This is a genomic window from Enterobacter sp. FB, from assembly GCF_000805795.1.
Lineage (GTDB): Bacteria > Pseudomonadota > Gammaproteobacteria > Enterobacterales > Enterobacteriaceae > Enterobacter > Enterobacter roggenkampii.
The window spans coordinates 2,128,183-2,147,013 of sequence record NZ_JSZC01000013.1; the positions used below are offsets into that span (position 1 = coordinate 2,128,183).

Consider the following 18,831-nt stretch of genomic DNA (forward strand, 5'->3'; position numbering starts at 1 on the left):
AAGACTGGGAACAGATTACCACAGTTCAGTTGCGCAAACTGCGACGGAAGCGGCTCAGCACCTGGCTATCCAGCCCGAGGCAGTCGCCGTGTAATTCGGCGCTGAGTTTCGCCATAAACTGGATCAGGAAATCGGCATTGTGACGTGCCAGTTCGCGGCCCATTTCCGTCTGCATTGTATCAGGCAAACGCAGCAGCTTGGTCTGAAAATGGTCGAGGGCAAATGCCCTATCGTCGAGAGAGCGCGCATCGGCAAAGGGATCGTCCGCGTCAAATAGCGGCACGCCCAGCGCGCCCGAGACGGCAAAAACGCGCGCCAGGCCGATAGCACCTAACGCTTCCAGCCGGTCAGCGTCCTGCACTATTTTGGCTTCCATACTCTGCGGCGCGATTTCGGCGCTAAAGCTGTGCGCCTCAATCGCGTGCGCGACGGCGGCAATATGCTCTGGCGGAAAGTCCGGAAAGTCGCGGCGCAGAATGTCGCTCGTCTTACGCGCGGCGAGCCTTGACGACTGACTGCGTTCGGGATGATTTTTCGGCAGGCTGACAATATCGTGAAAATAGCATGCGGCCAGAATCACCCGCGGTTCGACCGTGTGGTGAACCATGATTTTTTGCGCCGTCATCCAGACCCGTCGAAAATGCGAAATATCATGTGCGGTATCGTCGTTCTGATGATTTTCCTTGAGCCAGCGCTCAAAGCCATGCTGCCACCGGGCCAGTTCCATCGTCATGTCCTGTTGTTAAAAAGAGGATGAATTATAACATAGCCAAATTAAATAAATTTAAAAATAGAAATGCGAAATATTTAATAATAATTACACCATATAAATTCAATTAATTAATTCACAGGGAAAATAAAGAGATTTATAGAAATAATTTGAAATATTTCATAGAATTTTATTACATTTATTTTTGAAACTAAATCACATCTCCTGGAATAGTATCAACCCTGTAATTACGGAGGGTAATTACATATATTCATATAAATTATCTTTAAAGGGAATATATAATGAAAAGAAAAGTTCTGGCAATTCTTGTACCCGCATTATTAATGGCAGGCGCAGCAAATGCGGCTGAAATGTACAACAAAGACGGCAACAAAGTTGACCTGTACGGCAAGGTCGACGCGCGTCATACCTTCTCTGACAACCCTGGCGACGATGGCGATGAAACCTATGTACAGATTGGTTTCAAAGGCGAAACCCAGATCACTAACGACCTGACCGGTTACGGCCAGTGGGAATATAAAACCTACGCTAACGATACCGAAGGCGCGGGTGATAAATCCTTTAACCGTCTGGCATACGCTGGCCTGAAATTTGGCGAATACGGTTCATTTGATTATGGCCGTAATTACGGCGTCGTGTACGACGTTGAAGCGTGGACCGATATGCTGCCTGTATTTGGCGGTGATTCCTACACCTGGACTGATAACTTTATGGTTGGCCGTACCAACGGTGTTGCGACCTATCGTAATAATGATTTCTTTGGTCTGGTTGATGGCCTGAACTTTGCGCTGCAGTATCAGGGTGCTAACGAAGGTGCTAACGCTAACGAAGATCAGGAAGGCACTAAAAACGGTCATAAAGACGTACGCTTCCAGAACGGCGACGGCTTCGGTATGTCCACCTCCTATGACTTCTCTGGCGATCTGTCCGGCCTGAGCCTGGGTGCGGCGTACTCTTCTTCTGACCGTACCAACGATCAGGTTGCCTACGGCAAAGCCGCAGAAAGCATCGGTTTTGCGGGTGGCGAAAAAGCTGAAGCCTGGACCGTTGGCGCGAAATACGACGCAAACAGCGTTTACCTGGCGATGATGTATGCGGAGACCCGCAACATGACGCCAATCGGCAACGTTGGTATCGCCAACCAGACTCAGAACTTTGAAGCGGTTGCACAGTACCAGTTCGACTTCGGTCTGCGTCCTTCCCTGGCATGGGTTTACTCAAAAGGTAAAGATCTGGACGGTAAAGGATTCAATCAGGATCTGGTTAACTACATCGACCTGGGCATGACCTACAGCTTCAACAAAAACTTCTCCACTTATGTTGATTATAAAATCAACATGCTGGACAACGATGAAGCGCTGTATGACGCATACGGTATTTCCACCGACGACATCGTTGGTGTGGGTATGACCTACCAGTTCTAACCTCTAAAATATCAAAGGCCGCATCTGCGGCCTTTTTTATTTCTTAACGGTACATATTACGGCGCTTCCTGCAGCGCCACGCGGATAAACCCGTTATTCTGCGCCAGCAGCTCATGAGCTTTCCACGCATCCAGCCCTGTCAGCACCATCAATACCGCTGTTTTACAGTGATGGTTACAGCTCTCCAGCGCCGCTTTTGCCTCCGCCCGGGAGCATCCCCCCGCTTCCATTACAATGGCGATTTGACGTTCGGCCCATTTGGTGTTGCTTGCCTCAAGATCCACCCGCAGGTTGCTGTATACGCGCCCGGTTCGAACGGCCAGCCCGGTAGCGATCATCGAGAGGATCATTTTTTGCGCGATCCCCGCTTTGGTGTTGAGATAGCCGGCCACCACATCGGCACCCAGTTCGGGGGCTATAACCATACTCGCCAGCTGCGCGGCTTCACTTTGCGCATCACCGGTAATCACGGCGACCGGCGAACCCAGCGACCATGCATGCCGCATCGCTCCCCAGACCCACGGCGTTTTTCCGCTGACGGTCACGGCCAGCATCATATCGTGTTCACCAAATTTAATGGCCTGCAGGTCGGAAACGCCGCGCTCGTAGCTCCCTTCCCCCTCTTGTGCCGTTACGGCCATCACAGGGGTTTTGCCCGGCGCATAGTCATCGGCAACCTGTTGCGCGACACGGCCAGACGGCCCCGCCCCGACAATGACCAGGCGACCACCGTGATTGAGGGTCGCGGCAGCGTTATCCACCGCACGGGCAATCGTCTGTAAACAAGGGGTGATAGCAGCAGAAATGAGTGCATCATCCTGGTGAATGACTTTCAGCATGTCCAGCGTGGACAATCTATCGATATTCATCGTGCTGGCGTGCCGTCTTTCCTTGACCGAACCGGTAAGCATAATGCTCATAAACAGCCTCCTTATTATGAGTACCCACACACTATAAAGTGTTTTATATAGATGACCTGCGAGGAGGGTCACGAAAAGAGGACCAAATCCACGCTTTTACATGGCTTTAAGAAAAGCGCGTCATCGGCGATAATTACCCTCTTACTTAATCATCGCGGAGTGTTGATGAGCGATTTGCAGCCTTTCCTTTTGACGCGCAAGCGCCCCATGAAACTCAATACGCTGGTCACGCTGATGGTGTGCGCGATTATCGGTTCAGTTCTGCTGGTGGTTTTTGCGCTCTATTCGGTGCAGATCACCCGCGCAACGCGCGATGATGTCAAAGACACCGCGCTCGGCATTGCCCGCACCCTCGCCGACAGCCCCGAGATCCAGCGCGGCCTGATGCAGGCACCGCAGGAGAACATTATTCAGCCCATCGCCCAGGCGGTGACGAAGCGAAACGATCTGCTGTTCACCGTGGTCACTGATATGCGCGGGATCCGCTACTCTCATCCGAATGAGGCGCTGCTCGGGCTGCATTTTATCGGTGACGATTTAACCCCCGCGCTGGAAGGCAAAGAGAACGTTTCGGTTAACCGGGGCGCGCTCGCCGAAGCGCTGCGCGTTTTTACGCCCGTCTACGACGCGCAGCACGAGCAGATTGGCGTGGTGGTCGTCGGAATCTCCCTGAATAAGGTTGAAGAGCAGATCGCTCGCGGGCGGCTCAACGCCGTCTGGACCATTTTGTTCAGTATTTTTATGAGTTCTATGGCGATTTGGGGTCTGGTGCGGGTTCTGAAGCGCATTCTGTTCGGGCTCGAACCCTACGAAATCTCCGCCCTGTTCGAACAGCGCCAGGCGATGCTGCAGTCGCTTCGCGAGGGTGTTCTGGCCGTTGATATACACGGCCGCGTGACGATGATTAATCAGACCGCCAGAGAAATATTGCTTCTCCCCTCCGGCAAGCAGACCGAAAACACCAGCGCGCCCCTGCTGGCCAGCCTGCGTGACGTCTCGAAGACGGGCGTCGCACGCCAGGATCAGGAGATCAGCTGCAACGGTCGGCTATTGCTGTGCAACATGGTCCCCGTGAAAAGTCAGGATCGGGTGATCGGCGCCATCACCACCTTCCGTGATAAAACGGAAGTCAGCCAGCTGATGCAGCGTCTGGACGGCATGGTTAACTACGTTGATGCCCTGCGCGCTCACACCCACGAGTTTATGAATAAACTGCATGTGATACTCGGCCTGCTGAATATTAAGCGCTACGACAAGCTGGAAGAGTACATTCTCCAGACGGCACATCATTACCAGACGGATATCGGTACGATACAGAGCAAGGTAAAATCCCCGGTGGTTGCCGGGTTCCTGCTGGGTAAAATCAACCGGGCGAAAGAAGCGGGCGTCACCCTGACGCTGGCGGATGAAAGCCAGATACCGGATACCGCAAGTGAAGAGCAGGTCGCGGTGCTGATCACCGCGCTGGGCAACCTCATTGAAAACGCGCTCGACGCGATGGAAGGACAGCAGGAGGGCGAGATCGGCCTGCTGCTGCATTATCAGAATGGCTGGCTCAGCTGTGAAGTCAGCGACGATGGCCCCGGCATTGATCCCACTCAGCTGGAGTCTATTTTTACAAAGGGCTTCTCAACAAAAGGTGAAAACCGCGGCGTTGGGCTGTTCCTTGCTCGCCAGCAGATTCAGAACCTTGGCGGCGATATCTCCGTCGAGTCTGAGCCCGGCGTATTTACCCAATTTTTTGTTCACATCCCCTGGGATAGCGAGAGGAAAATCGCGTGATAAATGTGTTAATTGTCGATGATGACGCCATGGTAGCCGACCTCAACCGTCTGTATGTCAACCGTGTTGAAGGCTTTAGCTGCTGCGGCGTCGCCTCCACGCTAAGCCAGGCCGAGGCCATCATTAATAACCCCAGCCAGCCCGTCGATCTGGTGCTGCTGGATGTCTATATGCAGCAGGATAACGGGCTGGATCTGCTGCCCGTGATTCGCGCATCCGGCCGCCCAATCGACGTGATCATGATCTCCTCGGCCGCCGACGCCGCGACGATCCAGACCTCCATCCATTACGGCGTGGTGGATTATCTGATAAAGCCGTTCCAGTTCCCGCGCTTTGAAGAGGCGCTGAACGGCTGGAAGGCCAAGCACAGCCTGATGGGGTCGCACCAGTATTACGAGCAGGCGGACGTCGACCGGCTGATCCACGGCGGGGCGCCGGAACTGGCGGACAGCAAAAAGCTGCCGAAAGGGTTAACGCCGCAAACGCTGCGCACGATTTGCCAGTGGATTGACGCTCACCCGGAGACGGAGTTTTCCACCGACGATCTGGCAAACGCGGTCAATATTTCCCGCGTGTCCTGCCGCAAATACCTGATCTGGCTGGCGCAAATCAATATTCTGTTCACCAGCATTCACTACGGCGCCACCGGGCGTCCGGTGTATCGCTACCGTCTCCAGCCGGAGCAAACGGGCCTGCTCAAGCAATACTGTCAGTAACGCGGTAGGTATCATCCAGCAGGGTAAAGCGGAAGTGGTGTGCTGAAGAGAACACCACTTCTTTTGTTTTGGTCACAAAGATGGCCTCAATGTCGGGGCGCGCACGCAGCGCGGCACAGCCCTTCTCCACGCCCATGCCGTACATCAGCGTGGTCCAGATATCGCCGTCGATGGAATCTTTCGAAATGATGGTGACGCTGTCCAGTTCGTTATCGAGCGGGTAACCGGTGCGCGGATCGAGGATGTGGTGATAGCGTTTGCCGTCTTGTTCAAAATAGCGCTCGTAGGTTCCCGACGTGACGACGGAGACGTTCTCAACGATCATCGTGCCGATCAGCGCATCTCCGGCGAACGGTTTTTTCAGCCCGACGCTCCAGCCCCCTTCCGGCGAGCCTAACGTCTGAATGTTGCCGCCGAGGTTAATCAGCCCCAGCTCCGCGCCCTCTTTATGCAGGTAATCCCGCACCCGGTCGGCGATATAGCCTTTGGCAATCGCTCCCAGATCGATCTCCATCCCCGCTCTGGTCAGAAACACGCTGCTGCTGGCCTCGTCAAGGAGAACATCCTCGGGTCGGGTAATCGCCAGCAGCGACGCGATTTCATCGGCAGGCGGAACGCTGTCCCCCTGAAAGCCAATCTTCCAGCGCTTCACCAGCGGACCGATCGCCAGATTAAAGGCGCTGTCCTTGAGCAAGCTTGCCGCTTTTGCACAGCGGATCAGATCAAACACCGGCCGACTGACGGTGACCGGATGCTGGCCCGCCGCATGGTTAATGTCCATCACCTGCGAGTGCGCGCGGTTGACGGTGAGCAGGTCTTCATACTGTTTGATCAGGCGAAACACGCGGGACGCGAGGGCTTCGTCATGGGAGAAGAGCTTCAGGAGGATGGGCGAGCCCATCAGAACGGCGGAGTAGCTGTAAACGCGATGGCTATCAGGCATGGCAGGAGTCCTCAGAAGTAGCCCCGGCAAGCTCCGCGCCGCCGGGGAAAATGCCGGATAGCGCTGTGCGTATCCGGCCTGGGAAGCAGGTGCCTTACATCTTTTTCGAACGCAGAGCCGCCTGATGTCCTGCAAGGGTACCAAAAATGATGATATCTGCCACTGCGTTACCGCCGATACGGTTGCCGCCGTGGATCCCGCCGACCACTTCACCGGCCGCAAACGCACCTGGCAGCACGTTGTGGTTGCTGTCCAGCACGCAGGTTTCGGTGTTGATGGTCACGCCGCCCATGGTGTGGTGCACGCCCGGTGCAATCTGAATGGCGTAGAATGGCCCTTCATTGATTGGCGCACGCAGCGCGGTGGTACGTCCAAAGTCGTCATCGTGCTGTTTTTCAACGAAACCGTTGTAACGTTCCAGGGTCGCCAGGAAAGCGTGGTAATCCATGCCGAGCGCTTCCGCCAGCGCTTTTGGCGAGCTGGCGCTGGTCACGAAGCCTTTAGCGATGTACTCATCCGCGGCTTTGTTTTTGGCGCGAACATGCTCGTCAAAGACGATGTACGCGTATTTCTCCGGCAGGGCGATGATTGACGCCGAGACTTTATCGCGGGTCGACATTTCGTTGTAGAAGCGTTCCCCTTTCTGATTGACCAGAATCGCCCCGCCGCCGCGGATGGATTCGGAAATCAGGTACGAGGTTTTCTGCTCAACGGTTGGGTGGATCTGGATCTCGCCCATATCAACCGTACCTGCCCCGATACGCTCCAGCAGCGCGATGCCGCCGCCGGTCGCCCCTTTGTGGTTGGTGGTAACGAACCCTTCCAGGTCAGGGCGGTATTTCACCACCATCTGGCTGTTAGCGCTGAAGCCGCCGGTAGCGACAATCACGCTTTTCGCTGCCACGGTGAGGGTTTCGTTCTCTTCGGTGGTCAGGCGCACGCCGGTCACTTCGCCGTTTTCGAAGAGGATGTCGCTGACGGAGGTATCCAGCATCACCTCGATGTTGCGTTTGTTGACGTTACGCACCAGGCCGCTGATCAGGTAGCCGCCGACCGCTGAGCCGTCTTTTGGACGGTGGGTACGGTCAATGCTCATCCCGCCGGTGGTGGTGATATCGTTCAGCATGATGCCGCGGGTTGCCAGCCATTCAATCGCCTGCGGCGCGTTCTCCACGAAGCGGTGCAGCAGTTCCGGGTTGTTCTTGTTGCCGCCACCTTTCAGGCTTTCCTGGTAGAACAGCTCTTTGCTGTCCTGAATGCCCTTCACGCGCTGGAAGCGGGTTTCTGCGGCGTTCATCCCGGCAGAGGCTTTAATGGTGTTCCCACCGATGGTTGGCATTTTCTCAACAATCAGCACACTCGCGCCTTCGTCGTGCGCCTGAATCGCCGCCGCCAGACCGGCGCCGCCGCTGCCGACAACCACCACGTCCACGCTGCGGGTTTCGTTCGGGTCAACGCCCTCTTCCGCGGCCAGCGCTTTGCTGGATTTCAGCATCGCTTTAGAGACCGCTTTCTTCACCGCCTCGCTCTGGCTGGTTGCGCCGGTGATGGCATCCACGTGCGGGGTGTTGGCATCCAGAATGCGGGTACGGATCTCTTCAAAGCTGGTGACAAACTCAACGTCTTCGCTCGGGCCAGAGGCCAGCTCGATGTCTGCAATGCGGTCAGTTTCCAGACTGACGTTAATCACCAGCTCGTTCGCGTCGTCCTGCACCTTCTCGGTGAACATGCCCGGTTTGAATTTCGATTCGCCCATGCTCATGTCGCGGATCATCGCTTCCACCAGCGAGAAGCGCCACAGCGGCTCAGGAATGTTCAGCGCCTCGCGCTGGGTGCTGTCCATAAACAGCTCCAGGTTTTCCCCGGCCGCGATGCGGTCGGTCCAGTCCGGGTAAGCGATGGTGGCACGGCCAACGGCAATCAGGTCGTAACCGTGGTCCAGCGCTTCATTGGCATCGGCGGCATTCACCACGCCGCCCACGCCCATCACCGGTACCTGAGCCAGCGTTTCAGAACGCATCGCGCAGTATTTTTCGATCAGCGGCGTCGGGTCCTGGGTGTCAACAATGGAAGGACGCAGGGTCGCGCCGACGGAGAAGTGGAGGTAGTCCACGCCGCGAGCCGCCAGTTTTTCCAGCAGGTACATGGTGTCTTCAAAGCGGATGCCCGGCACTTCAAGCTCTTCAGGAGAGAAGCGGTAGCCAATAATAAAGGCGTCGTCCGCGTACTGGCGCACCATTTTGTGGGTGATATCCAGTACTGCCAGCGGGAACTTCGCGCGGTTGTCGCGGCTGCCGCCCCACTCGTCATCGCGCTGGTTAGAGTTTGGCGAATAGAACTGCTGAATCAGATAGGTGTTTGCCCCGTGGATTTCCACGCCGTCGAACCCGGCCTGGATGGCGCGGCGCACCGCTTCACCAAACTTGCCGATCATGCCTTCCACTTCTTCGCCAGTCAGCGCCACTGGCGTTGCTGCGCCCTCACGCGGCGCGGCAACAGCGCTTGGACCAACCGGCGTACGGCCACCGATCAGTTTCGGGTCGACCATGCGGCCGCCGTGGTAGATCTGCAGCAGGGCTTTAGATCCTTTGGATTTGATCGCCTCCGCGATTTTCGCCAGCCCGGCAATTTTCTCGTCATTATCAATCCCGATCGCGCCCGGGAAGGCGAGACCGAGATCGTCGACGAAGCAGCACTCCACAATGATGGTGCCGATGCTTCCGGAACGGGCACGATAGTACTCTACCAGTTCGCTGGTGACGGTGCCGTCGTAATAGCCGGTGCAGGTGGTCATAGGGGCCATTAACAAACGGTTTTTCAGTTCAGTGCCATTCGGTAATGTGAAGGGGCTAAGAATACGTTCGTTAGTGCTCATAATTGAAACTCCAAACTTTTTAAAATTAAGAATTCGTTATCGGATTAATTTTTTAGTTCGTCGTTATTTGCCGATGTCATGATATTAATATAATGATTTTTTTAGTTTCTAAAGTTATTACGTTAGTTAAAAAACTATTTAATCCCTGCAATAACACAATTAACACATTGGTGTTAGAGAATGTCATTTAGCCATTCACAATAATTTAAAATTCGTTAAATAATGATTGGTAAAACCACTTCCCCAAAAAACCAAAAACACCAAACAAAACAAACACGTACAAAATCACAGAAAATAAAAATGTTACAGAAATGATAAAATAAACTAATAAAAAAGGGAATACCCACATACACCAGAGTGGTTATTAATAAAAGCATAAAAATAACGCTGCAATTCTATTTTTTTGATCGCGATCAATAGTTATGGCATCCAAAAGCGCAATATAAAAACATCATCAATTTTTAATTTAGCGCCTCCATAAAAGCGTTAAATTGCTATTACTGAAAATACAAAATCACACCTTTAATAACTAAAAAAAGCAAAGAAACTTAAGAAAGTAATTTTGTTTTTCAGTACGACCGAATCTTTGACAACTTAAGACGTGAAACTATGAATACAAAAACTGCTGTAACGCCCCCTGTGGCGAACCAGGCATCAAATGGAAACGCAAAACGTCTGCTGATGATGGCACTGCCCGTCATCGTCGCCGTACTGCTGCTGTTTGTTCCGGTACCGGAAGGCCTGCCTCCTTACGCGTGGCACTATTTCGCTATCTTCGTTGGCGTGATCGTCGGTTTGATCTTCGAACCGCTGCCGGGCGCGGTGATCGGTCTCACCGGCGTGGTCGCCATTGCGCTGTGCAGCCAGTGGGTGCTGTTTAGCCCTGAACAGCTGGCTGATCCGAAATTCAAGCTGGCGGGCGCCTCCTTTAAATGGGCGGTGAGCGGGTTTGGTAACTCTACCGTCTGGCTAATTTTCGGTGCCTTTATGTTCGCCGCAGGCTATGACAAAACCCGCTTCGGCCGCCGTCTGGCGCTGATTCTGGTGAAATACCTCGGCCGTCGCAGCCTGACGCTCGGTTACGCGATTACGTTTGCTGACCTGCTGCTGGCACCGTTCACCCCGTCCAACACCGCGCGCAGCGGCGGGACCATCTACCCGATCATCGCTAACCTGCCGCCGCTGTACGGTTCTAAACCGAACGACCCAAGCGCGCGTAAGATTGGTTCGTACCTGATGTGGGTGGCGATCACCGCGGCCTGTATCACCAGTTCGATGTTCCTCTCCGCCCTCGCGCCGAACCTGCTGGCGCTGGCGCTGGTGAAAAGTACGGTTGGGATCGATATCTCCTGGGGCACCTGGTTCCTCGCCTTCCTGCCTCTGGGTATCCTGTTGATTCTGGCCATGCCGCTGCTGGCCTACTGGTTCTACCCGCCAGAAGTGAAGGTGAACAACGAAGTGCCGCTGTGGGCGACCCGTGAGCTGGAAAAACTGGGCAAACTGTCCCGCAATGAAATCCTGCTGCTGGTGTTCGTGTGCTGTGCGCTGCTGATGTGGATCTTCGCCGCCGCGTGGATTGAACCCGCTATGGCTGCCCTGCTCATCGTCGGCCTGATGCTGTGGACCGGCGTGCTGGAGTGGAACGATATCACCGGTAACAAAGCCGCGTGGAACACCTTCGTCTGGTTCGCCACCCTGGTTGCGCTGGCGGACGGCCTCTCCTCTACCGGCTTTATCAGCTGGTTAGGTAAAGAAGGCGGTTTGCTGATGAGCGGTATCTCTCCGGGCGTAGCGACCATCGTCCTGCTGCTGGCGTTCTACCTGCTGCACTACCTGTTTGCCAGCACCACCGCGCACACCACGGCGCTGCTGCCAGCGATGCTGACCATCGCCTCCACCATTCCGGGCATGAATATGGAAGTGTTTGTTCTGCTGATGGTGACCTCGCTGGGCGTGATGGGGATCATCACCCCGTACGGTACTGGCCCAAGCCCGATCTACTACGGTAGCGGCTACCTGCCAACCAAAGACTACTGGCGCCTCGGCACCATCTTCGGTGCCATCTTCCTGGCGGCCCTGCTGCTGATTGGCTATCCGTGGATGTCCATGATGTTCTGATTCCTGACCGCCGGACTTCTCCTCCGGCGGTTTTATTTTTTTGGAGCAAGCTATGTCAAACAAACCGTTTTTTTATCAAAACCCCTTCCCACTGGCGCACGACGACACCGAATACTATCTGCTGACCAAAGAGCACGTTTCCGTTGCCGAGTTCGACGGTCAGGAAGTCCTGAAAGTCGAGCCAGAGGCGCTGACGCTGCTGGCACAGCAGGCGTTCCACGACGCCGCATTTATGCTGCGTCCTTCCCATCAGAAGCAGGTCGCCGCCATTCTTAACGACCCGGAAGCGAGCCAGAACGATAAGTACGTTGCCCTGCAGTTCCTGCGTAACTCTGAAATCGCCGCTAAAGGCGTGCTGCCGACCTGCCAGGATACCGGCACGGCGATCATCATGGGTAAAAAAGGCCAGCGCGTCTGGACCGGCGGCGGTGACGAAGCGGCCCTGAGTCAGGGGGTGTACAACACCTACATTGAAGACAACCTGCGCTACTCCCAGAACGCGGCGCTGGATATGTATAAAGAGGTGAACACCGGCACCAACCTGCCGGCGCAGATTGACCTCTACAGCGTTGACGGCGATGAGTACAAATTCCTGTGCATGGCAAAAGGCGGCGGTTCTGCCAACAAAACCTATCTCTACCAGGAAACCAAAGCGCTGATCACCCCGGCGAAGCTGAAAAACTATCTGGTTGAGAAGATGCGCACTCTCGGTACCGCGGCCTGCCCGCCGTACCATATCGCGTTCGTGATCGGCGGCACCTCGGCGGAAGCGACGTTGAAAACCGTGAAGCTGGCCTCCACGCGCTACTACGACGCCCTGCCAACGGAAGGTAACGAACACGGCCAGGCGTTCCGCGACGTTCAGCTCGAACAGGAGCTGCTCCAGGAAGCCCAGAACCTCGGCCTCGGCGCGCAGTTTGGCGGGAAATATTTTGCCCACGACATCCGCGTGATCCGCCTGCCGCGCCACGGCGCCTCCTGCCCTATCGGCATGGGGGTCTCCTGCTCCGCGGACCGCAACATCAAAGCGAAAATCAACCGCGACGGGATCTGGATTGAGAAGCTGGAGCACAACCCGGGCCAGTACATTCCTGAATCACTGCGCCAGCAGGGTGAAGGCGACGTGGTCAGCATCGATCTGAACAAGCCGATGAATGAGATCCTGGCGCAGCTTTCCGCGCACCCGGTCTCTACCCGCCTGTCGCTGAACGGGACCATCATCGTGGCGCGCGACATCGCCCACGCGAAGCTGAAAGAGCTAATCGACAACGGTGAGGAACTGCCGCAGTACGTCAAAGATCATCCGATTTACTACGCGGGCCCGGCCAAAACGCCGGAAGGCTACGCGTCTGGCTCCCTCGGCCCAACCACGGCAGGGCGCATGGATTCGTACGTAGACCTACTGCAGTCCCACGGCGCGAGCATGATCATGCTGGCGAAAGGCAACCGCAGCCAGCAGGTGACGGACGCCTGCCATAAGCACGGCGGCTTCTACCTGGGCAGCATCGGCGGCCCGGCGGCGGTGCTGGCGCAAAACAGCATCAAGAGCCTTGAGTGCGTGGCGTATCCTGAGCTGGGCATGGAAGCTATCTGGAAGATCGAGGTCGAGAACTTCCCGGCGTTTATCCTGGTGGATGACAAAGGCAACGATTTCTTCCAGCAGATCCAGAACCCGCAGTGTAAAGGCTGTTCACAGCGCTGATTGCTTCCATACGTCCGGCAAGAGCGACAGCGTTTCAGCGATTGTGCTGCGCTTGTCGCTCCCCGGCTTCCAGATGGTGACCATCGTCTGACCAATCCCCTGGCTGCCCACTTCGGTGTGCAGCCTTTTTACGTTTTGCCACTGCCCGGCGTGAAAATGCGTCGGTAAGAATCCCCAGCCGCAGCCGCGCTCCAGCAGACCGCGCAGCATCTCCGGCTCATTGGTAAAGAGGGTATGCCCGGAAATCTGCAGGCGGCGCGCCACCGGCTCGTCCGAGGCGGGGTGCATGATGACCTGAGGTACCAGGGAGAGATCGAGCAGCGACAGAGGGGAAGCACTGTCCGCAAACAGCCCGCTGGCGGCATAAAAATCCATCTCGATGGCCCCCAGGGCACGCCACTCCATGTCGTTGCCCACGCTGCGGTTGCGCGCCTGGCAGATGGCCAGATCCGCGTCGTTATTCGCCAGCAGCCGTTCCGATTCATCCCGCGAGGCGCAGATAAGGCTCAGGCGGATTTTTCGCACCGCCATTTCAGCAATCACCCCGTGCAGAAAGGCTCTGGGCGTAAAAGGATCGTAGACCAGCGTCAGGTCCTGCGTGGCACCGTGCGGCACCTCTCTGGCAAACGCCTCAAAGGCTTTTACCTGCCGCATCAGGAGGTGCGCCTGGCGCTGAAGCTGTTCCCCTTCGGGCGTGAGCCGCAGGGTGCGGCCGTCGCGAATAAACAGCGCGTAGCCCAACCCATCCTCAAGAAAATCAACCAGATCGCGAAGCGTCGTGCGGTCCTTCTTCAGCGCCACCGCGGCTTTACTGAGGCTCCCATTCTCGGCCACGGCGGTAAAAGCCTCGAGCTGTGCAAAAGAGTAAATCAGTCCCGCCACGCTACGCTCCCTCTGTTTTTTAGGGGGATTTTCCCCCACTACGCGTTTTTTATTATAGCCCCAGGGTTTTTAAACTGAAGCCGTTCTTAACCTGTAAGAGACGGATATGAAAAACAGAAAAGTAAACCATGCCCTGCTGGCGGGCCTTGTCTTCAGCACCCTGCTCTCCCCTGCGGCAGTGGCGGCCTGTAAAGGCACCGACCTCAGCGCCTGCCCTGCCCCCTTCGACACCACGCTGCCTGACACCCATAAGATGCTTACCTGGAGTCAGGCCGATCGCGTGGTGGGCTTTCGCAATGACTACCGCAACTACACCGGGGATGTTTTCCACCACGGTAACGCTGTGCCGCTGGAAATGTCGGACAAGCCGCTCACGGACGCACACTATCAGGTCAACGGCAGGCGCTACGGCCTTAAGGACTACCTCCAGCGGCAGAACGTCAGCGGCATGCTGGTGCTGAAGGACGGCAAAATCGTCTGGAAGTATCTTGGAGAGGGCAATACCGACTCGACGCTCTGGACCTCGCGCTCGGTTGGGAAATCGGTGGTATCGGCGCTGGTGGGCGTGGCCCTCAAAGAGGGAAAAATTCACTCGCTCGACGACCTGGTCACGCGGTATGAACCCGACCTGAAAGGCACCGCGTGGGACGGCGTGACGCTTAAGCAGCTGATCACCCATACCTCCGGCGTGGCCTGGAACGAGGATTACACCAACCCTAAATCCGACTTCGCGCAGCTCACCGAGTGCGAGGCGAAGCCGGGTACCTATGACTGCGTGCGCAAGCTGGTGAAGGGGCTGCGCAGGGCGCACCCGGCCGGAGAGAGCTGGTCTTACTCTTCGGGCGGCGCCTGGCTGCTGGGTGACGTGCTGGAGCGGGCCACCGGCATGACTCTTGCGGCCTATCTGGAGAAAAGCATCTGGCAGCCTTACGGCATGGCGAGCGACGGCGTGTGGCATGCCTACAGCAAAGGCCAGCACGACGTCGGCGCGCACGGCTTTAACGCCACGCTGGAGGACTGGGGACGCTTCGGGCAATTTATCCTGAACAACGGTACGCTGCCGAACGGTAAGACCATCCTGCCGGAAAACTGGATTCGGCAGTCGTCAGACTGGACGAAGGCCAAAGGCTCGGTCTCTGACGCCCATCCCGAAGGGCTTTACGGCTATCAGTGGTGGAACAACGAAGTGCCCGCCAACGCCACGGGCGTAGAGCCGACGGCCCAGGATTCGCTGAAAGGTTCACTCTGGGCGCTGGGCATTTTCGGGCAGATGATTATGGTGAACCCGAAGGAAAATCTGGTCATCGTCCAGTGGTCTACCTGGCCGCAGGCGGAACCGTCCTTCAGCGCCCAGCCGCTGGAAGCCTCTCTGATGTTTAGCGCGATTGCCAGGGCGCTGCGCTAAATGGCCTCCGCCGGGTAACGACGCGGTTACCCGGCTCATTCTGAAACGCGCCTCTGCGCTACATCACAAAATCGCAATATCAGAGACTTACAGAATGATGGTGAATAAAAAGCCAACATTTTGTTAAGTTATTGTTGCCATTAATTGTATTTATTCGCCGGATTATATTCATGCAAGAAATGCATCAGTCGATGCGGCATTTGCGCTTATCTAATTCCTCATCCTGATCCAGTTTTCAGAAACAGACGCGTAAAACGTCAACAATAAACTGGAGATAACCATGTTTTCCTCAACCTCACCTGCAACCGTACGGTCGAAGGCGGGCGCGATACTTCGCGTCACGTCCGGCAACTTTCTTGAGCAATTCGATTTCTTTCTGTTCGGCTTCTATGCCACCTACATCGCCCACACGTTCTTCCCGGCGAGCAGTGAATTTGCGTCGCTGATGATGACCTTCGCCGTCTTCGGCGCGGGCTTTTTGATGCGTCCAATCGGCGCCATTGTGCTGGGGGCTTATATTGACAAGGTTGGCCGCCGCAAAGGGCTAATAGTGACGCTTTCCATTATGGCGGCAGGCACCTTCCTGATCGTGCTGATCCCGTCTTATCAAAGTATTGGGCTTTGGGCGCCGCTGCTGGTGCTGACGGGCCGTCTGCTACAGGGCTTTTCCGCCGGCGCGGAGCTTGGGGGCGTGTCGGTCTATCTCGCGGAAATCGCCACGCCGGGCCGCAAGGGCTTTTACACCAGCTGGCAGTCCGGTAGCCAGCAGGTCGCCATTATGGTCGCCGCCGCAATGGGCTTTGCGCTGAACGCGGTGCTGGAAGAGAGCGCCATTCGCGAATGGGGCTGGCGCATTCCGTTCCTGTTCGGCTGTTTAATCGTGCCGTTTATCTTTTTCCTGCGCCGCAAGCTGGAGGAGACGGAAGAGTTCAGCGCGCGCCGCCATCATCTGGAGATGCGCCAGGTCTTTAAAACGCTGCTCGCGAACTGGCAGGTGGTGGTCGCGGGCATGCTGATGGTGGCGATGACCACCACGGCCTTTTATCTGATCACCGTTTATGCGCCCACCTTTGGTAAAAAGGTGCTGATGCTGAGCGCGTCAGACAGCCTGCTGGTCACGCTGCTGGTGGCGATCTCTAACTTCATCTGGCTGCCGGTGGGCGGTGCCCTGTCGGACCGTTTTGGCCGCAAGCCGGTGCTGATTGCCATGACCCTGCTGGCGCTGGCGACCAGCTACCCGGCCCTGACGCTGCTGGCGAACGCGCCCAGCTTCTCGATGATGCTGAGCGTGCTGCTGTGGCTCTCCTTCCTCTACGGCCTCTATAACGGCGCGATGATCCCGGCGCTGACGGAAATTATGCCTGCTGAAGTCCGCGTAGCAGGGTTCTCTCTGGCTTACAGCCTGGCAACGGCGGTGTTCGGTGGCTTTACCCCGGTGATGTCCACCGCGCTGATTGAATACACCGGTGACAAAGCCTCGCCGGGCTACTGGATGAGCTTCGCTGCGGTATGTGCCCTGCTGGCAACGCTCTACCTCTACCGCCGTCGTGCGATGTCGCTGCAAAATACCGTCAAGTCACAGGGGGCCGCATGAAACGCACGTCTCGCTATACCGCCAGCGCGCTGGTGCTGATGTTCCTGAGCGCGAGCGCCTGCGCGCAGGACGTGAAGGTCATGATTTCCGGCGGCTTCAAAGCCGCCCTGGAAAAGCTGGCGCCGGAGTATGAACGCCAGACCGGGGATAAAATTGTGGTCATCCCCGGCCCCTCAATGGGCAATACGCCGCAGGCGATCCCAAACCGGCTCGCGCGCGGCGAGAAGGCCGACGTGGTGATTATGGTGGGCGATGCGCTGGAGAAGCTCGAAAAGGCGAGCCAGACCCGGCCGGGTTCGCGAACGGAACTTGCGGACTCTCCCGTCGGCATGGTGGTAAAAAAAGGAGCGGATATACCGGACATCAGCAGCGACGCGAAACTGCGTGAAACGCTGCTGCAGGCCAGCTCCATCGCCTACTCTGACAGCGCCAGCGGCAGGTACGTCAGCCAGGGGCTGTTCAAAAAGCTGGGCATTGAAAAGGAGGTCGCCGATAAAGCGACAATGGTCGAGCGCATTCCGGTCGCGTCGGAAGTGGCTAAAGGAAAATACGCCGTCGGTTTCCAGCAGGTTAGCGAGCTTCTGCCGGTTCAGGGCGTCACCTTTGTCGGGAAAATCCCTGACAATGTGCAATACATCACGCGCTTCGCGGGTGCGGTCACTCGTCACGCTGAACACCCTGACGAGGGGAAAGCGCTGTTGACCTATCTCGCCTCACCGCCCTCACGCGCCGTCATCGAGAAGACGGGGATGATCCCCGTTACGTCCGGCGATACTGCTCGGTGATCTGCTTTTCCAGTTCAGCCGCAATGTAAGACTGGATGCGCCCCCGGCGCCGGATAAGCCCAACGGTGCGTTTCACTTCCGGCGCCACCAGCGGCAGATGCGTCAACAGCGTGTGCTCAGAGGTCGGCATTGACATGGCGGGAACGGCAGCGATGCCAATCCCCGCCTCTACCATACCGAGCATCGTGGTGACGTGACGCGTTTCGCAGACGCTGGGGCGCCCGGGAACTATATCCCCCAGCATCCGATCGAGCAGGTTACGGTTACCTGACGTTTTATCGAGGGAGATATAATCCTGCTGGTAAAACGCCTGCCACGTCAGGTGACTCTTCTGCGCCACGGGGTGATCCTTTCGGCACGCCGCGACGTAGACATCCTCCACCAGCGGGAAAAACTCGATTTCTGACGGCAGATTTCCTGCAAAGCAGATACCAAAATCCGCCTGGCTGCGGGCCACGGCGTCAATCACATTCCCCGCGCTGCTGTCGATGAGCTTGATGCGAACGCGCGGATACCGAGATTGAAAACGCCGGATCACGTCGGGCATAAAGTAACAGGCTGCGGAAGGGACCGCGGCAACCGCGATCAGCCCCGTCCGCTCTTCGCTGGCCTTATCGACATCCGCCAGCATTGACTCCACGCTGTCGAGCAGCTGCGCGGAGCGCTCGGCAAAGTTTTGTCCGTAGAGCGTCAGCGCCACGCGGCGGGTGGTGCGATCGAACAGCCTGTTTCCCAGCGCGGCTTCCAGCTTTTCAATCCTGCGGCTCAGCGCCGACTGGGATAAGCAGATAGATTCAGCGGCGACACGGAAGTTACCGTATTCCACTAACGCTCTGAAAGCATAAAGATCGTTAAGGTCAAAATTCACGGGCATGGCGTCTGGATGTCCTGTCAGGGAATACGCAACAAAGTCAAAAATAATAGCGTCTTATTGACCTGCCGCAACCGGCCAGGC

General features: G+C 56.5%; 14 protein-coding genes. 8 read left to right on the forward strand and 6 right to left on the reverse strand.

Annotated elements, in window-relative coordinates; all coding sequences use genetic code 11:
- Positions 1 to 25: 25 nt before the first annotated feature.
- Positions 26 to 727, reverse strand: coding sequence for a phosphohydrolase (locus tag PI91_RS17275; protein ID WP_025913343.1), 702 nt, complete (start codon positions 725 to 727; stop codon positions 26 to 28).
- A gap of 284 nt (positions 728 to 1,011) precedes the next feature.
- Here PI91_RS17275 and ompC point away from each other — a divergent pair, with 284 nt between their 5' ends.
- The gene (ompC, locus tag PI91_RS17280) at positions 1,012 to 2,154 is read left to right on the forward strand and encodes a porin OmpC (RefSeq protein ID WP_023325575.1); all 1,143 of its coding nucleotides are present in this window, start codon (positions 1,012 to 1,014) and stop codon (positions 2,152 to 2,154) included.
- Positions 2,155 to 2,210: 56 nt separating this feature from the next.
- Here ompC and PI91_RS17285 read toward each other — a convergent pair whose 3' ends face one another.
- Positions 2,211 to 3,074, reverse strand: coding sequence for an N-acetylmuramic acid 6-phosphate etherase (locus tag PI91_RS17285; RefSeq protein ID WP_008500299.1), 864 nt, complete (start codon positions 3,072 to 3,074; stop codon positions 2,211 to 2,213).
- A gap of 165 nt (positions 3,075 to 3,239) precedes the next feature.
- Between PI91_RS17285 and PI91_RS17290 the strand changes: the two genes are divergently transcribed.
- Together PI91_RS17290 and dcuR are read left to right on the forward strand one after the other, a co-directional pair.
- Complete coding sequence (locus tag PI91_RS17290) at positions 3,240 to 4,856, forward strand: sensor histidine kinase (RefSeq protein ID WP_039266685.1); 1,617 nt, start codon at positions 3,240 to 3,242, stop codon at positions 4,854 to 4,856.
- Complete coding sequence (gene dcuR / locus PI91_RS17295) at positions 4,853 to 5,572, forward strand: two-component system response regulator DcuR (RefSeq protein ID WP_008500296.1); 720 nt, start codon at positions 4,853 to 4,855, stop codon at positions 5,570 to 5,572. Before PI91_RS17290 ends, dcuR begins: the two co-directional genes overlap by 4 nt.
- Here dcuR and PI91_RS17300 read toward each other — a convergent pair.
- Together PI91_RS17300 and PI91_RS17305 are read right to left on the reverse strand one after the other, a co-directional pair.
- Positions 5,553 to 6,515, reverse strand: coding sequence for an FAD:protein FMN transferase (locus PI91_RS17300; protein WP_008500295.1), 963 nt, complete (start codon positions 6,513 to 6,515; stop codon positions 5,553 to 5,555). The genes dcuR and PI91_RS17300 overlap by 20 nt on opposite strands.
- 94 nt (positions 6,516 to 6,609) lie before the next feature.
- Positions 6,610 to 9,390: a flavocytochrome c gene (locus PI91_RS17305; RefSeq protein ID WP_023325579.1), complete on the reverse strand. Its 2,781-nt coding sequence runs from the start codon at positions 9,388 to 9,390 to the stop codon at positions 6,610 to 6,612.
- A gap of 609 nt (positions 9,391 to 9,999) precedes the next feature.
- Between PI91_RS17305 and PI91_RS17310 the strand changes: the two genes are divergently transcribed.
- Positions 10,000 to 11,508, forward strand: coding sequence for an anion permease (locus PI91_RS17310; protein WP_008500292.1), 1,509 nt, complete (start codon positions 10,000 to 10,002; stop codon positions 11,506 to 11,508).
- A 52-nt stretch (positions 11,509 to 11,560) separates the two neighbouring features.
- Positions 11,561 to 13,210 (forward strand): class I fumarate hydratase FumA, encoded by a 1,650-nt coding sequence (gene fumA / locus PI91_RS17315; RefSeq protein ID WP_039266686.1) that lies wholly within the window; start codon positions 11,561 to 11,563, stop codon positions 13,208 to 13,210.
- Here fumA and PI91_RS17320 read toward each other — a convergent pair.
- Complete coding sequence (locus tag PI91_RS17320) at positions 13,199 to 14,092, reverse strand: LysR family transcriptional regulator (protein ID WP_039266687.1); 894 nt, start codon at positions 14,090 to 14,092, stop codon at positions 13,199 to 13,201. The genes fumA and PI91_RS17320 overlap by 12 nt on opposite strands.
- Before the next feature lie 106 nt (positions 14,093 to 14,198).
- On the opposite strand from PI91_RS17320, the gene PI91_RS17325 reads away from it, so the two are divergent.
- From PI91_RS17325 to PI91_RS17335, 3 genes are all read left to right on the forward strand, one after another.
- Entirely contained in the window at positions 14,199 to 15,497 is a 1,299-nt protein-coding gene (locus PI91_RS17325) for a serine hydrolase (RefSeq protein ID WP_023344461.1), read from the forward strand.
- 280 nt (positions 15,498 to 15,777) lie between these two features.
- Positions 15,778 to 17,091: an MFS transporter gene (locus PI91_RS17330; RefSeq protein ID WP_008500288.1), complete on the forward strand. Its 1,314-nt coding sequence runs from the start codon at positions 15,778 to 15,780 to the stop codon at positions 17,089 to 17,091.
- A complete protein-coding gene (locus tag PI91_RS17335; protein WP_023344462.1) occupies positions 17,088 to 17,876 on the forward strand; it encodes a substrate-binding domain-containing protein in 789 nt (262 codons plus the stop codon). The genes PI91_RS17330 and PI91_RS17335 overlap by 4 nt, the downstream gene beginning before the upstream one ends.
- Here PI91_RS17335 and PI91_RS17340 read toward each other — a convergent pair.
- Entirely contained in the window at positions 17,851 to 18,750 is a 900-nt protein-coding gene (locus PI91_RS17340) for a LysR family transcriptional regulator (RefSeq protein ID WP_025913330.1), read from the reverse strand. The two genes, PI91_RS17335 and PI91_RS17340, sit on opposite strands and share 26 nt — an antisense overlap.
- Positions 18,751 to 18,831: the final 81 nt, after the last annotated feature.